Annotated in this window: 16 protein-coding genes; 11 read left to right on the top strand and 5 right to left on the bottom strand. The window is 42.8% G+C overall.

The genetic code is table 11. The features are described 5' to 3' along the window. Positions 1-4 precede the first annotated feature (4 nt). The 6 genes from ACXAH2_RS08845 to ACXAH2_RS08820 all read left to right on the top strand — a co-directional run bounded on the left by ACXAH2_RS08845 (position 5) and on the right by ACXAH2_RS08820 (position 6,707). The gene (locus ACXAH2_RS08845) at positions 5-1,756 is read left to right on the top strand and encodes an ABC transporter permease (RefSeq protein ID WP_475077960.1); all 1,752 of its coding nucleotides are present in this window, start codon (positions 5-7) and stop codon (positions 1,754-1,756) included. Beyond that, on the top strand, positions 1,749-2,375 hold the full coding sequence (locus tag ACXAH2_RS08840) for an ATP-binding cassette domain-containing protein (RefSeq protein WP_475077959.1): 627 nt from the start codon (positions 1,749-1,751) through the stop codon (positions 2,373-2,375). The genes ACXAH2_RS08845 and ACXAH2_RS08840 overlap by 8 nt, the downstream gene beginning before the upstream one ends. Positions 2,376-2,545: 170 nt before the next feature. After that, entirely contained in the window at positions 2,546-3,727 is a 1,182-nt protein-coding gene (locus ACXAH2_RS08835) for an AAA family ATPase (RefSeq protein WP_475077958.1), read from the top strand. Beyond that, positions 3,708-5,879: an ATPase gene (locus ACXAH2_RS08830; RefSeq protein ID WP_475077957.1), complete on the top strand. Its 2,172-nt coding sequence runs from the start codon at positions 3,708-3,710 to the stop codon at positions 5,877-5,879. Before ACXAH2_RS08835 ends, ACXAH2_RS08830 begins: the two co-directional genes overlap by 20 nt. A gap of 13 nt (positions 5,880-5,892) precedes the next feature. Continuing rightward, on the top strand, positions 5,893-6,060 hold the full coding sequence (locus ACXAH2_RS08825; RefSeq protein WP_475077956.1) for a hypothetical protein: 168 nt from the start codon (positions 5,893-5,895) through the stop codon (positions 6,058-6,060). 110 nt (positions 6,061-6,170) lie between these two features. Then, entirely contained in the window at positions 6,171-6,707 is a 537-nt protein-coding gene (locus ACXAH2_RS08820; protein ID WP_475077955.1) for a glutathione peroxidase, read from the top strand. Between the two features lie 23 nt (positions 6,708-6,730). On the opposite strand, the gene ACXAH2_RS08815 is transcribed toward ACXAH2_RS08820, so the two are convergent. Then, on the bottom strand, positions 6,731-7,831 hold the full coding sequence (locus ACXAH2_RS08815; RefSeq protein ID WP_475077953.1) for a tRNA-queuosine alpha-mannosyltransferase domain-containing protein: 1,101 nt from the start codon (positions 7,829-7,831) through the stop codon (positions 6,731-6,733). Between the two features lie 77 nt (positions 7,832-7,908). Here ACXAH2_RS08815 and ACXAH2_RS08810 point away from each other — a divergent pair, with 77 nt between their 5' ends. Continuing rightward, complete coding sequence (locus ACXAH2_RS08810; RefSeq protein ID WP_475077952.1) at positions 7,909-8,658, top strand: dienelactone hydrolase family protein; 750 nt, start codon at positions 7,909-7,911, stop codon at positions 8,656-8,658. Between the two features lie 178 nt (positions 8,659-8,836). Here ACXAH2_RS08810 and ACXAH2_RS08805 read toward each other — a convergent pair whose 3' ends face one another. Both ACXAH2_RS08805 and ACXAH2_RS08800 read right to left on the bottom strand, forming a co-directional pair. Continuing rightward, entirely contained in the window at positions 8,837-10,537 is a 1,701-nt protein-coding gene (locus ACXAH2_RS08805) for an L-lactate permease (protein WP_475077951.1), read from the bottom strand. 388 nt (positions 10,538-10,925) lie between these two features. Continuing rightward, a complete protein-coding gene (locus ACXAH2_RS08800) occupies positions 10,926-11,477 on the bottom strand; it encodes a YaeQ family protein (protein WP_475077950.1) in 552 nt (183 codons plus the stop codon). A 387-nt stretch (positions 11,478-11,864) separates the two neighbouring features. Here ACXAH2_RS08800 and ACXAH2_RS08795 point away from each other — a divergent pair, with 387 nt between their 5' ends. Continuing rightward, positions 11,865-12,080, top strand: coding sequence for a hypothetical protein (locus ACXAH2_RS08795; protein WP_475077949.1), 216 nt, complete (start codon positions 11,865-11,867; stop codon positions 12,078-12,080). Between the two features lie 107 nt (positions 12,081-12,187). Here ACXAH2_RS08795 and ACXAH2_RS08790 read toward each other — a convergent pair whose 3' ends face one another. Then, on the bottom strand, positions 12,188-12,394 hold the full coding sequence (locus ACXAH2_RS08790; RefSeq protein WP_475077947.1) for a YdaS family helix-turn-helix protein: 207 nt from the start codon (positions 12,392-12,394) through the stop codon (positions 12,188-12,190). Between the two features lie 87 nt (positions 12,395-12,481). Between ACXAH2_RS08790 and ACXAH2_RS08785 the strand changes: the two genes are divergently transcribed. From ACXAH2_RS08785 to ACXAH2_RS08775, 3 genes are all read left to right on the top strand, one after another. After that, positions 12,482-13,111, top strand: a complete 630-nt coding sequence (locus tag ACXAH2_RS08785; RefSeq protein WP_475077946.1) for a LexA family protein — start codon at positions 12,482-12,484, stop codon at positions 13,109-13,111. A gap of 112 nt (positions 13,112-13,223) precedes the next feature. After that, positions 13,224-13,442, top strand: coding sequence for a carbon storage regulator CsrA (gene csrA / locus ACXAH2_RS08780; RefSeq protein ID WP_475077944.1), 219 nt, complete (start codon positions 13,224-13,226; stop codon positions 13,440-13,442). Between the two features lie 82 nt (positions 13,443-13,524). Beyond that, positions 13,525-13,995: a hypothetical protein gene (locus ACXAH2_RS08775; RefSeq protein WP_475077942.1), complete on the top strand. Its 471-nt coding sequence runs from the start codon at positions 13,525-13,527 to the stop codon at positions 13,993-13,995. 89 nt (positions 13,996-14,084) lie between these two features. Here the strand turns inward: ACXAH2_RS08775 and ACXAH2_RS08770 are convergent, their stop codons facing one another. Continuing rightward, entirely contained in the window at positions 14,085-16,106 is a 2,022-nt protein-coding gene (locus ACXAH2_RS08770) for a hypothetical protein (RefSeq protein WP_475077941.1), read from the bottom strand. Positions 16,107-16,335: the final 229 nt, after the last annotated feature.

Raw genomic sequence — 16,335 nt, 5'->3', positions numbered from 1 at the left:
ATTTATGCCTAGCAAATTCCGCCAGATGGCCACAGGGCTAATTTGTATATTATTGCTTCTGCCGATTCTGGCGGGGTTAGTGGGCACTCTGCTACCCGCTTTTCAATATTTCCCCCCCCTTGGAGAAAATCATTTCTCATTAGCGGCCTGGCGAGGCCTCTTTGCTCAACAAGAATTCTTTGCCAGTCTCAAGCTCACCCTCATAACAGGAATAGTAGCGCCGATTCTGGCCTTATGGATGGCCTTAGCACTATTAGCATGGGGCTACGACAAGCCATTTTTTCGTACAGTTGAAAATCTACTCGCGCCCATTCTGGCCATTCCTCACGCGGCCATAGCCATCGGCTTGGTATTTTTGTTGAGTCCATCCGGCTGGTTGGTAAGACTTTTTAGTCCTTGGCTAACAGGCTTTGAGCGACCACCGAATTGGATTAGCGTACAAGACCCTTATGGCCTGTCGTTGATTCTGGCCTTAGTGATCAAAGAAATGCCCTATTTACTGTTTGTGATGTTAGCCTGCATGAAAAGCATTCGTGCCAGTGACACCTTACAAGCCTGTCAAATCTTGGGGTATGGTCGCCTTACAGCATGGCGAAAAGTCCTGATTCCGCAATTGTATCCTCTGATACGTTTACCTCTTTTCATTGTCATCAGTTTCAGCCTTACCGTTGTGGATCTGGCATTAATCATTGGTCCGAATACGCCTTCTACCCTTGCTGTTACCCTATTCCGTTGGTTTAACGACCCAGATTTGACCATGCGCTTCAACGCCAGTGCTGGAGCCGTATTTCTTATGCTAGCAATTGTATTGGTGTTAGCAGGTTGGGAACTTGGTCATCGTTTATTGAGCCAGCTTACGCGAGCCGAACGCAGTAATGGCAAACGCTGCGGCATTAGCGATAGTCTGTTAGCTGGCGGGGCAGCGTTAGCTTGCATGAGCTTAATATTAGCGATTTGGGCATTATTGATTCTACCTTTATGGTCGCTGACAAAGCGTTGGCGCTTTCCCGACGCCTTGCCATCCAAATGGACCTTGGACAACTTAGAGCGTGCTGCGCCGTTATTGATGGAGCTCACGCAAAACACTTTATTCATCGCCTTTGTTAGCACTTTCATCGCCTGTCTCATTAGCCTTGCTATGCTAGAAATTAAACGCGTCGCCCAATCAAATAGCCACCCACCAAACGCCAATCATACTTTTGACAGCCTTATTTATGTGCCCATTTTATTGCCGCAGATTGGCTTTCTATTTGGTTTGCATGTTTTATTGATTCACCTCGATTGGAATGGCAGTCTGTCAGCGGTCACCGCGCTGCATTTGCTGTATGTTTTGCCTTATGTTTATCTGACCTTGAAAAATCCCTATTTGGCCTACCCACAAGCCTATTTGGAACAAGCCAATCGATTAAACCAGCGCCCTTGGCAAAACTATTTTTTTATTAAACTCGCTATGCTGAAGCCTGTTCTCTTTACCGCCTTTGCCATTGGTTTTGCAGTCAGTATTGCGCAATACCTTCCCACCCTGATTGCCGGTGAAGGTCGCTATAGCACCTTAACCACAGAAGCGGTCACTCGTGCTGCTTCTGGTGATCGTAAACAAGTTGGCAGTATGGCCTTGTTGCAAACCCTGTTTCCAATTATTGTCTTTTGGCTGGCGATGACGTTACCATCACGCTGGACCCGATGGCGACTCTTACTCAAAACCACCTTCAAAGCCATTTTCACCTCATTGCAAAGTAGGAGATCTCGTGCTTAGTCTTAAACATTTCAGTCTTCAACTTGGCGAACAAAGCTTAATACAGAATCTCAGTTTTGATATTCAAAAGGGCGAAGTCTTGTCCATAATGGGGCCAAGCGGTATTGGTAAATCCAGCTTATTGCACTATTTAGGTGGCACACTCGATAACTCGCTCAATGCGCAAGGTGACGTCTTGTTGGATGAAAACAGTCTACAGGACTTAGCGCCCCAAGAACGTCGAGTAGGCCTATTACAACAAACGCCCTTGTTGTTCCCCCACATGAGCATTATAGAGAACTTACTTTTTGCCATTCCCCATCTTCACAACAGAACAATGCGTCAGCAAAAAGCACAACAAGCACTAGAGAAACTGGGCATTCCCGATAAAGCCAATGCCTTACCTGACGCTCTGTCTGGTGGACAACAAGCCCGTGTGGCACTGTTGAGAACCTTATTGGCGGAACCCTGCTACTTATTGCTAGATGAACCCTTTAGCAAACTCGATCCGGCTTTGCGACGTGATGTGCGTAAATTCGTCCTTGAAGAAGTTCGTCATTTTAACATTCCAGCCTTACTGGTCACCCATGACGCAGCAGACGCCAAGGCCATGCAGGGCAAATGCATGACGTTAGCGTAGTAGCAGTACAAGCCCGTGCTGTCTAATCATCGCAACACTTACCCTCTCACTAACCACCAGGTATTTGGCTGCACCCAATTTGACTATTTTTTTATAGCCAAAAAACTTGACAATATTTTTTTTGCCATATATTTTGACAGAAAATTCATTGTTAAAAACAGGGAAGCACTATGTCAGGACAGGTGGTATTTGGCGCACACTATTTCCAACGAAAAAAAGAACAAGAAAAAGTCTGGCGCTACTTAGACAGAGGGGCACACATTATCTTGTTAGCACCAAGGCGATCCGGTAAGACTTCCATGCTCAGGTATTTAGAGCAAAATCCAAAAGAAAAATATCTTTTCTTATACTGTATGGTTCAATCCTGTACCACGGAGAAGGCGTTCTATAAACAAATATTTGAACAACTGTATGATACTGACTTCATTAAAAATTTAGAAAAAACCAACAAAAAAGGCAAAGAACTACTTCGCAAGGTTTTAGAGAGTATTGATGATATTCGTATTGCAGGCACTGGCATCAAGTTAACCGACAAGAGTCGCCATATTACTCATCAAGATTTAGCCACGGTGATTCGTAAACTGCAATTGGATAAAAAGTTAGTCATTGTCATAGACGAATACCCCGATGTGATTGAATCCATCTATGACAATGAGGGATTATCCGCCGTTAAAAACTTCATGAAAAACATCCGTTCCCTCTGTCAAGACACCTCACTTGCTCCGATAGTGCAGTTCATCTTTACAGGTTCAATTGGTTTAGACTCTTTGGCCAATCGACTGAACGTCTCCAACCTCATTAATGATCAACACAAATTAAACCTCGCCACGCTCAACACAACGGATGGCATCGCATTTATTGATTTTCTTACTGCCAAAAATGACAGCCCATTGCAGATCAAACACGAGGTGGCGCATTATATGCTGGATAAAGTGCAATGGTTAATGCCTTACTATATTGAAATCCTATGGGAACGGCTTGAAGACCATTGCCTAGACGTGGACCAACTTATTCCTGAAAACGCACAGGTTGACGAGGCCTATAACACTCTATTTGACCAAGCGTATCGTTCCAATTTTAACCACTGGGTGGAACGCCTGAATCGCCTCAAAATGTCCGAAAAAGCCTTAGCGAAAGACTTTTTAAACTTACTCGCCAAATCGCAACAGGTTTCCTATAACGAATTATTTAATATTAGCCAACAAGAAAAATACCAAGACACTCAGCATAGCTATGTCATGGATTGTCTAGAACATGATGGCTATCTGTTTGAAAGCGAACCCAAAATTTACCGCTTTACCTCACCCATATTAAAAGACTGGTGGAATCGATATGCCGACCGTGCCTTATAAAAACGAAATACCTAAAAAGTACAACCCGCAAAATACCTCCGCAGGGGTATTAAAGAAAACCTTTGCCATCAGACTGAAAGAATTTCAACGGCTTTGGAGAGCCATTTCACAATCAGACATGACCTCACCAGAGCAACATTACATTGTGCAAGGCGTAAGAGGCGCAGGTAAAACCACCCTACTGACTCGACTTTACATTGAAGTGGAAGAAAATGACGCCTTATCCCCTTGGCTGATCCCCATTCAGCTGAAAGAAGAAGAGTATGGTATTAACTCTTTATTCAGTTTTTGGCTACGCATTGCCGAGGATTTAGAAGAACACGCTTTGTATGGAGAAAGTTTTAAAGGCTTAGCGGAACAGATTGAAGACATAGAACCCGAAGATGGCGAAGACGCCAAAATGGCCTTCAAGCTGCTCAATAATGCCCTGAATACCAAAACCAAAAAAATCATCCTGTTTATTGATAATATTGCTGAATTGTTTGATCACTTCTCCAAACTCGATTTAGCCATACTTCGTGAGGTATTAAGCCAAAATACCAATATTAGAATGATAGGCGGCTCGGCCGTTTCTCTTGAAAATTTCTATGATCACAAACACCCTTTCTATCAATTTTTCAACATCATTACCTTAAAAAGTCTCAGCCAACAAGAAACCCTAGATTTGCTTTTAGCGCTTGCCGAAGCCGCAGGAGAAGAAGCGGTTAAACAAATTACATTGGCCATCAAACAGCAACCGGAAAAAATCGAATCTATTCGCCGTATCACGGGCGGCGTACCAAGAACCATGGCGTTATTATTTGATATTTTGGCGGAAGGCCCTCATGGCTCCACCTTTGGCTATTTAGATGACACGCTAGACATGGCGTCTCCTATTTATAAACACCGAATGGATGATCTAAGTAAACAGCAAAAACCCATAGTGCACGCCATTGCGAAGCACTGGGATGCCATTTCGGTCAAAGAAATTGCTCAAAAAACCCGTATTGACAGTAAAACCATCTCGGCTCAGCTATCTCAATTACAAAAACAATGGATCGTCGAAAAAATTCCGACCGACAATAAAAACCATCTGTATCGCATTCAAGAACGTTTTTTCAATATTTGGTATTTAATGCGCTATGGCCGCCGAAGAGACAAAAACAAACTACTTTGGCTAACGCGATTCATTGAAATGTGGTGTAGCAAGGAAGACTTAACCCACCTGATAAGCAAGTTTTCTGACGGGCTACGCCAAGATGCTTATTTACCTGGCACCTTGGCTCTCACATCAGCATTATTGGGCTGCAAAACCATTAACATCGATGAGAAAGAGCAGATATATCAGCATGCTCACAACTTTTTCCAACAACATGAATCTAATTTGATACAAGCTCTGCCGGAGATAAGTTTTAAAGAATACGGCCTGGAAGCATTTAATTGCATGGACAATGGAGAGTTTGAAAAAGCAATAAAATATTTTGAAAAAGCAATCTCAAAAGGCTTTGATCCGGTTTACTTTGCAATTGGTTTCATTTATCAATTTGAACTCAACAGTCCTCACTTAGCAGAGGAAAACTACCTTAAAGATATCGAGCATAAAGAGAATGGCCATTCTTATTTTTTCTTAGGGACTCTATATGAAGATGAACTTGAAAACTTACAAAAAGCAGAAAAAGCTTACCTTAAAGCCATTGAACACGATTACCAAATAGCGTTTAGAGCCATAGCTAGACTATATTATTCATTCGCATTAAATGACAAAAAAAACCTAGCTTTCAATTATGCCAAACAAGGTGTTAGCCATGATGAAGATTATTTCAATTTATATATCTTAGCATGTGTTGCTCTGTGGAACGATGAGCTTGATGTTGCAATAGAAGCGATGGAGAAGATTTTTATTAGAGATACATGGACGAAAGAATTTAAAGAAAACACTGATGATATGGTCAGTGTATTCGCATTATTTTTAGCAAAAAAACAAACTCACTTTGTTGCTAAATGGTTAAAAAAGCTGGATTTAACAGAACAACTCAAGCCTGTTTATTATGCTGTCATGTTTCTAATGAAAGATGAGTATCCCAATGAGTATTTGCGCATGGGATCGGAACTGGAAGAAACCGTCAAAGAAATATTGGTTGGGATCGAGCAATTAGCGCTGAAGTATCGATAATCATGGTATCTTATTGGACGAACCCTTTAGCAAACTCGATCCGGCTTTGCGACGTGATGTGCGTAAATTCGTCCTTGAAGAAGTTCGTCATTTTAACATTCCAGCCCTACTCGTCACGCATGATCGAGAAGATGCCCAAGCCATGCAAGGCAAATGCATTGAACTGAGCTCATCAAGTTAAAGATAAAATATAGCGAATTGCATTCTTTTCGTAATTGTCTTGTGTTTATTGCTTATGCTATGTACAAAAGGAAAGTACCTATTGTTATTCAAAACATTAAGGAGAGCAAAATGACCACAGTCTTAAATCATGTTGTAAAAACCATTAAAGGGGATGCGATTAACCTTTCTGATTACGAAGGCAAAACCTTACTCCTAGTGAACGTGGCATCAAAATGTGGTTTGACCCCACAATATGAAGGATTAGAAGCCCTTTATAAAAAATACCAAGCACAAGGCTTGGTAATTTTAGGTTTTCCAGCCAATGATTTTGCTGGCCAAGAGCCCGGCACAGACGCCGAGATTCAAGAATTTTGTAGCCTAACCTATGATGTTAGCTTTCCCATGTTCAGTAAGATTGTCGTAACAGGGGCCGAAACTCACCCTTTGTATCAAGATCTCACTCAAGCGGTTCCTATTACACCCAATCGTGAAAACATGGAAAATATGCTTAAAGAGCATCAGATTGAGCCAACCCAAGCCCCTGAAGTAGTATGGAATTTCGAAAAATTCCTCATCAGCAAACATGGTGACATCCAGCGTTTTGCTCCAGATGTGGACCCCAGCAATGAAACATTGATTGCTGCCATAGAAGCAGACCTCAATTGAGGTCTGTTTTACTCAAACAGCGATTAAACCACCTCTTCAATTAAGCCCCGATAGCTTTTAATGAGATGTTCAGCTGAATATTCCCTTATGCTCGGAGCAAGCCTGTCTTGCTCCGGCATTTGTAAAAGACAATCCACTGCCCCTTTCGCCTCAATTACTTCATCGTCCAATACACTTGGATAGAGAAACACATCATCAAACAATTCTGGATAAACTTGGCGTTGTGGTAAGAGTGGCAAACAGCCCATAGCAACGGCTTCCAGCACCGACAAACCTTGAAACTCGTGCAAGGCCGTGGAGATAAAAACATCTGCTGCACGCAATCTAGACAAGTACTCTTGTCGGCTTTCGGCAAAGCCAAACTGAGTAATTTGATCAGCAAACTCGCTCTGTATCTGATCGAACACTGCTGGGTAATGGCGAAATTGTTCGCCCATTATCGCCATCTCAAACCCCAGTCTACGTTGTTTTAATTCTCGTAAGATGGCCAACAGACGCTCTGGCCCCTTGTCAAACTCCCAGCGAGCAGCCCACACCAGCTTGAGTTTGCCTTGTTTTGCAGACTTTACTCTTCTGGGTGGCCATTGCTCCGCTAAGGGTAAGGACAAAGGCACAGGAATAACGTGTGAACTTGCTTGGGTGGCATTGAGCCAGTCGGGCGAAACATAGTCAGGCAACTTCTTTAATAACGCCTGTGCGCCCTGAAAAAAGCTAGTACGATTAAATTCACTATTAAACACGCATTTATCAGCCGCCAACGCACTGTATAAGGTGACCATTTGCATTTCCACTAGCCCCTGCTGCTGATCATTTTCAGGGTAAGCAAATTGGTTCTCATGAAAATATAAGATCCAAGGCAGATTTTGCAGATCAGGGCAAAAGGCTTTTAGTCCAACACAATCGGTCATGGAGGTGGCGATCACCAGATCATAAGATCTCTGCAATGCGTCTTTGAATTTGGGATCAAAAGCAAAACTCATGGCGTTCCCACGAAGGCGCCAAGCAAAGTGCCTTGCCGGTAGCGACAAGTATTGCCAAGTGTGTTCCGGCATCGCCGCCATCAGCGTCTTTGCCCAGGCTTTATGACTGCTTGCCTCATACGCACTGATTAATAAAATTCGCACTGGCTCATTTTCCTTCTAGCCCACACTCTTAGACTCGCTTATCATGTAATAAAGCAACACATCCGATAAGGACCAAGATGATTATTCAACGTCACGATCAAGATATTACCACGCCAACCGGCACCATGCGCTGCACTGTGTTCCGTCCAACAGCGGAAGGCCGTTACCCTTGTATCATTTTTTATTCTGAAATTTTCCAACAAACCGCCCCCATTGCTCGCTCAGCCGCCATCATGGCGGGACATGGCTTCACTGTGATTGTTCCAGAAGTATTCCATGAACTGAACCCTATCGGTACGGTGCTAGGTTACGACGATGAAGGCAAAGACAAAGGCAATTCGGATAAATTTACCAAGCCATTGGAGTCTCACGATTCTGATACGGTGGCCATGTTAGACTACTTTGCCCAGCAAGATTATTGTAACGGTCAATTTGGCAGCATGGGGGTCTGTTTAGGCGGTCACCTAGCCTATCGCGCCGCATTAAACCCTCGCATTCAAGCGGCATTTTGTCTCTATGCCACCGACATTCACTCCAATACCATTCCTTGTCAGCCTGACAATGACTCCTTTACTCGCACTGGGGAAATCCAAGGGGAATTGGTTATGGTTTGGGGCAAACAAGACCCCCATGTGCCAAGCGAAGGACGGCAGAAAATTTATCAGCAGTTGATGGCGACTGATCGTTTATTTACTTGGTATGAAGTGAATGGACAACACGCCTTTATGCGGGATGAAGGTGATCGCTACGACCCTGCGCTGGCGTTGGAGTTTTACACCAAAGCCATTGCGCTATTTCAACGCACCTTAAACACAACCAATCACTAAAGTAACGGAACAAAGTCCACATTGGCCCATCCTAGAGAGTCCTTGTCGTTTGCAATCACCCTCTAGGATAAAGCTCGCAAAAGATAACTTGATTTAAAAATATTCATCAGTAACTCTCGCGAAAAAAATCTTAAATGGTGTTTAGCCGAAAATTGCTTCTAGCCGAATTATTGTATGCTTACATCAAAGCGTCAGTGACATGAAGCCCGTATAGACAGATCATGCCCACTAAGCCGGTTAGAAATAAGTAATAAAAAGTGGGGATGGCTGTTTTACGAAGTATCGTACCTTCTAGCCCCAATAAACCGACTGTCGCCGAAGCGGCAACCACATTGTGTATTGCAATCATATTACCAGCGGCTGCGCCTACCGCTTGCAACGAAATAACCAGTGCACTTGATACTTCAAGTGTTTGAGCAACTTCAAATTGAAACTGACTAAACATCATATTGGATATCGTATTTGATCCCGCAATAAAAGCCCCTAGTGCGCCTATCGCAGCACTAAATGCTGGAAAAACATGCCCCATGAAATCTGACACGATATTGGCCGTCATCACTGGCATACTTGCCAAGTCCGCTTGATTTACCCCAGAGTTAATAAAAATTCGAACCATAGGAATGGTAAAAATTAAAACAAATCCCGCTCCGATCAGAGTCTTTGTTGATTCTCCTAACGCCTTGGTTAAAGGCATGATCGAACGAGTTTGAAGTAAAACTGCCAACAAAGCAGAGAAAACCAACACACCACCTGGTAAATAAAGAGGAGCAAATGAAACTTCAATGCCCGTTTCGCCAAATAGGTCTTTAACAGCGATATTGACGGAGAGTAATAAAGCTTTAAAGTCTGCATTAACGCGACTTGCAACAAGCATCCCAGCTAATAAAAGGTAAGGAAACCAAGCGGTGATCAAGCCCATTGACTTACCCTTGTTGTTGTCGTCATTATCGTCCAAATTCATTTTTAATGACCCCAGCCACTCGCTTGGCCACGCTTTTTCAGGTTGAAAGTCCCAACTAGAGTTTGGCACTAAAAAGCCTTTTTTAGCCGCAGTAACCACCAATGCCAGTCCAATCAGCCCACCCACCAGAGAAGGAAACTCTGGCCCGAGAAATACCCCCGTAAGAGCATAAGGCACAGTAAACGCCACGCCAGCAAAAAGCGCAAAGGGAAGAATAGTTAAGCCTTCTCTCCAGCTTTTATTTTTACCAAAAAAGCGTGTCAGCATGATGACCATGAGCAGTGGCATCAATGTCCCTACGACGGCATGAATAATGGCCACATTGGAAGTAATCTGCTGTAAATAAACATCCCAAGTCGACCCATTGTTTAACAATGACTCAGAGATTTTATGAGTATCGAGACCTTTGCTAACTCCGACCAAAATAGGCGTGCCCACTGCACCAAAAGAGACGGGGGTGGATTGAATCATCATCCCCATCACCACAGCAGCTAACGCTGGAAAGCCAATGGCCACCAACAAAGGCGCTGCGACCGCTGCAGTCGTTCCGAAGCCTGATGCGCCTTCAATAAAAGAACCAAAGCACCAAGCGATAATAATGGCCTGTACTCGTCGATCAGGCGAAATATTCGTGAACCCATTGCGTATGATTCTAATCGCGCCCGTATGCTTTAGTGTGTTCAATAAAAATATCGCGCCAAATACTATCCAGAGAACTGCCACCGTGATACCTAGACCTTGTACCAGAGAAGCTAACACGCGAGTAACAGACATATCCCAAAACAAAATGGCAATAGCAATGGTTAATAAAAGTGGGATTGGCATGGCTTTTTTAGCAGGCCAATTAAAGCCAACAAGCAATAATGCCGCCACTAAAATCGGAGAAAATGCGATGAGTGCTAGAAGAGAATCGCTCATAAACTGTCCTTTTTATGTTGGCTCATACAAGGTGAATTAGACTCACTGAAAAGCACCGAAGTACCATAAAAAGTATAGCTATTTATTTATGATTATTTTTAAGATGAGCAAATGTACTGGTTTATTTTTTAGGATATCAGTTGATAGCGAAAAAGATTGACGTCAAAAATGGCATATTAAGATAAGAGCAAGGCAGGATCAGGTTGCCGTAATAAGCAGACTTGTTCGTACCTTCCCTAGCGACCCTAGGGGGTTATGCCATCTATCCACTTAGCAAACCACTGTCTAATAAGGTCAAGTCGCCTATCGCACCTATTCGTACTCGTTACCTGACCATATCTCACTATTGATAACGGCTCAAAAAATGAGACAGAATGAAAGAAGTGGCTTATTCGCCACGCCATGTTGGAGAAAGTGCCACCTCGCCCAACTCCCCAGACACCCACATCTCGCTGTCTTGAATGGTTACATTCAGTTGCATTGAGCGCGCACAAATGTTGGCTAATTCCACCACCTGATGTCCTGGAAAATGCAAGACGCGCAAATTATCAAAACGACTGTTTTTGCCTTTATTCTGCTGCCACCAAATATCGGCTTTGTCGTTGTAATTCACCACCACCACTTGCTGAGCGCGACCGCAGGCTTTACGCAAACGTTTTTCATCAGGCTGGCCCAATTCCACCCACAACAAAATCTCATCTGAGAAATTCTTCTGCCACAAATCGGGTTCTTCTTCCGTGCTAAGTCCTTTCGTAAAACTCAGCTGCTCATCCCCTACTTTTTCATCCGCCAACAGAGCAAAAGCGGCTAAACGCACCATCATACGCTCCTCCGTTTCCGATGGATGCAATGCCAAAGTGACGTCATAACCTTGGTAGTGATGTCTGTCCATGTCCGACACCTGAACGGACGCTTTATAAACCGTTGCTTTAATTGCCATAATTACTTCTCAAACAATAAGATGGAAAACCGCGCGCATTGTACAGCAAAATGACAAAACAAAGGGCGTCAAACCAAAAATTAAATTTTTGTTATTTGCATATAAGTGTTTGACATAAAGAAAATAATCAGGCTCAATAAAGAAGCTCAACGAGCACAATTACATCATTGGACTAAACAGAGAAAAGGAGAAGCAAGATGACACAATTCTATCTGAATAATCACCAAACTTCTCCTATGGCGACGACTTGTATTAAACAAGTGCGATCAACCTCTATCTGTACGCGTTCAATGTCTGTGTAATTGCATCATTGACCGCGGAATTTACGCGGTCACCTCTTTTAAATCCTCGTAAGTTCCGCTTTAAATTTTCTATTTGGAGAAACTTATGAGTATTATTGCCCTATTTAACGCCGCTAAAGATTACTTTGAAGCTCGTCGTACCAACCAAATATTTCGTCATTTAGACGACCATTATCTAAAGGACATTGGTTTTTACCGCGATAACGGTCGCATTCGCCCTCTCTCTAGCATCAACCATGACGACAACGAACTGCCGGTAAAAGCACCAATACCGCCGGGAGAGCAACCGAGCGACAGCTAACAAGATCGTCATCTGACCCCCATTCAGGTGACGGTAAACAACAGGCCATGATGGCCAATACGCCTTTCCTCCTTCATGATTAAGGAACGAAAGGCGTTTTTGTTTTGCTATTTTTTTTGCACTTCATGATCCATCAACAAATCCACTTCCGTCACTTCACCATTGGTCGCAAGGGATGTTTGTCGGATGTATTTTGCGGGGCACCTGTGATGCAAATGCATCCAATTCCAAACATGGGATTGATTTACCCCTAACTGCTTGGCCAATGCAGTTTGACTTCCAACGATAGCAACAGCTTTTGCAATGGCTGACATATAACCTCCTTATTTACAACCTTTGTTGTATCTAAAAACAGTTTTTATTGTTTGTCAAATACAGATAAAGTTGTAATCATCCTATTTATGAGTATTTCAAAACGTGTCAAGGACAAACGAATTGAATTGGGACTAACTCAAGTTGAGTTAGCAAGTCGTGTCGGTATTACACAACAGTCCTTACAGAAAATAGAAGATGGTCGTACCCAAAATCCACGAAAATTACTCAATCTCGCTAAGGCTTTAAACTGCGAGGCTGATTGGCTCTTAAATGGACAGCAAAACAAGATTCGCGAAGCCACAAAACACTACCAAAAGAGCATTAAACGACCATTACTTGAAGCCGCTCAACTTATCCATACCGATGACCTAGAAGAGCCATTATCCATTGCCAAACACTTCATCGAAGCGCCCGAAACCTCTAGCAGCAATGCATTTTGGTGTAAAGTTATTGGTGACAGCATGAACAGCCAAACTGGTTTATCTATACCAGACGGTTATCTGGTATTGATAGACCCAGAGCTGAACCCAATTCACGGAAGCTTTGTGTTGGTGAAAATCCATAAGGCACAAGATGTTACCTTTAAACAACTTGTTATGGATGCGGGCCAATCTTACCTAAAACCTCTTAATACCCACTATTTACCTGTTTCTTTAAGCCGCGACGATAAGATTATCGGAGTCGCTCGAGAAGTAAAACGATTGCTTATTGATTAAATAGAGTCTCATCAGAAATAAAAATGTCATAACGGTTGACTTAAATACAACTTAGACTGTAAATTATAGGACGTAAATTTACAAATCTAAAGAAACTAAAAGGAATTACACCATGTTAGTAGTGACTCGACGTCCAGGTGAAACCATCATCATTGGTAATGATATAAAAATAACGGTACTAGGTGTACAAGGCAATCAAGTGAGAATTGGTGTGAAAGCACCACGTCAAATCAGCGTACACCGACATGAGATCTATAAACGCATTCAAGAAAACCAAGCCTTAGAAGAATCAAATGAACCCTCATCAAACATTCCAGCCAAAATAGAATGACCTTGCAATTTTATTTTTTGCCTTCTAAATTAAAATAGCCCCAGATGTAGGGGGCGTATTTTCATTTTTGAAGGATTAAAAGATGACAGACTTAACACAATGTTTGAAAAGGAACCTCCCAATTTGGCCAACCCTGCTTGTCAGTGTGCTTCTAACAGCCTGCTCAACGTCACAACAACCCACTTCACTTCCAGCACCCGACATTGAAGGCAACTACACGGATAACTACAACACCCGTCAAGATATCAAGGCAACCGAATGGATCATTGCCGGTCAATCGGTATTTGATTATCAGTTAGTTAACAATGCAGAAGCTTATCTCACAGCAAAAAACAGCCCTGCAAACCCATACTATGCTGATAAATTTAGCCGTTTTGAATGGACCTATTATTTAGGGAATACTTGGTATTGCCAGCAGGTTTATGATGCTAATACGGCAGCCGATGCCAATAACTTTACGCTTTACCCTAAAGCAGACAACAGCAACCCAACCACTGGGGGATGTGGTCTAAATGGCTATAATTTTCCATGGAGTAAACTGATACCAAATTGATTCAGCAAACATGACGTCAATTTGATCAAGGTTGTCCAGCCCAAAAAACTTGAGCCAGACAGCCTTTTTTATGGTTGCGCTTTAAAGAGTTAACAAGGCATCATGACCCAAGCAATCACATCATTACGATAGCCATCATCACGTTTATACTCACGATAACCTGTCGACTGAGCAGCCCCTATTAAAAAAGAGTGGCCAGAGATAGTTAGCGCACAGGCCGTGGCACCTTCACTTTTCAGCTGCGCAACATCAATTTCTGGCATGAAGTGCTGACCAATAACATACGCGTCTGACGTACTAGAAAGTATCTCGCCTGTTTCCGTTGTAAACAAGGCAAAGCTGCCCTCCTTCACCACACCATTTTCCTTGGGCAGAATATCTTGCAAGATGGCTTTAAACTCCACACTAGAGTCAAATACAATCCCTATCCCCCCAACAATGTTCGCCGAATCATTGCTATCACGGATGGCGGCATTGTAAATGTAGGTTTTTTGTTGGTCATAACAATCAAATGGCACAAAGTCTGACACCCGATACGCGTAAATATCATCCAACTCATATACCGACTGTCCTGCAGACTGCGGCTCAATGGCTTGACCAATACGCTCTTTATATTGATCATCCGAAAACGCCACATAACGGCCTTGCTGATCAAACACATAAAGCGTGTGATATACCGTATAAAGAGAATGAATTTTCGCTAACGTGTGTTCAATGCGCGTTCGATCGACCGTTTCTGATGACAATTCTGATCTCAGTAATGAGTTCAACCCCCACCAACGACAATCATTGGCTCGTTCATACAAATTGCGGTCCATAATGTCTACCGCCAAACTGGCTTGTAAACGCATGGCATTTAACTGACCTGAAATAATGGTAGCGAACAAGGAACTTATCGAGTCAGCAAACACGCCATCTATATCGCGACCTATTTTCTTAATGGCCTCAAGCACTGGCATGAATTCTACCGCTTCCTTACGCGCCGCCGTTATAATGCCATTCAAAACGATTAACTCAAGATCATCATTAATCGCAGTGGAACGGTTTCGAATGTCCAATAAGTCATCCGATACAAGCCCAGTGATGATGTCGGCATCTGTGCCCATGGATGATGCCATTTCTTCCTCAGCGGAATTGGGCAAAGTTGCTCGGGTGTTAGACTCAATCTCATGAATGGAGACCAAGGAACTCATCAGCCAATCTTTTGGACCTGCATAGTCTTGATAAGATGTACCCTCGGCACAAACCTGCACCAATTCCTTTCCATTGGCCGTCACTAATTGTGGTTCTAATGCAACAGATAAGCGATCAGGCAAGTCTTTTTGGTAATTAAATGGCGCAAAAAGCACATTTCCCGCACCATTTAAGAGCAAGAAATGGTTCACTTCGTCTTCCGCTAATAAGTTATTGATGATGCCTTCTAACTCATTTTGAAAACGAAAGCTGAGCACAATCACACCAATCACAACCCCATTGTCCACCACAGCATTAGCGTACAAAAGATTGTCTTCATGACCCCCCATCAATTCAGAAACACCAAAATACTCCACATAATCATCAGGGTTATCTAGGGCTTGTTGGATAAAGGCGTCATTGACCTTGCCAGTTCGACTTGGCTGGCTTAATTCAAACACCACCTCTCTTTGCGGGGTTAATAAAAGTGCATTGTGATAAACAGAATAAATATCAATATAGGCTTGCAATCGCTGCTGCATAAACAAACGATCTTCTTCCTCGAGATTGGCTTTTTTCAAGTAGCGTACCACATCGTCATCGGTCGCTAGAAAGCCGATGTCGGCGGTACGTTCGAACAAGTTACGAATCAAAACATCAATCGCAACCTGACATCTTGACCAGTTCTGACCGATCACCTTGCGGGCATGCTCGCTGACCAAACTTTCAATAAGTTTTTCTTGCAAGCCATGAAACTGTTCTAGAGTCGTTTCCATATCCTCTAGAATGGTTGAAGCAACATCTAAGCTGTTAATTTTCCCAATTAACGCAATCTTTTCCCACCAAGTGCTCAGCGATTTCAGATCTCGATCATATTGATCTACTTCTTTAATAGCACGCTTCATCGCATCCTGGTGTTGAGCGAGAAATACATCCACAACTTTGGCACCTTATGAACAACTACAACTACAACTAAGTCATTGTTTAAGCAAATATATTGCCAATTACGTATATTTAAAATTGCCAAAAAGGCATATTTAATTTTCCAATTAGGTATATTCACATCTTAAAGACGCCTTGCTTCTAATACAATAATGAAATTGAGAATTTTAATCGCCATTCTTTCTCAACATACCTAAGACTACTACAGCCAGCCACAACAGCATG

It is taken from the genome of Marinomonas sp. ABL3_031 (assembly GCF_056161265.1).
Note: the sequence above shows the minus strand (reverse complement) of the source record. Positions and strands in the feature narration are given on the sequence as shown.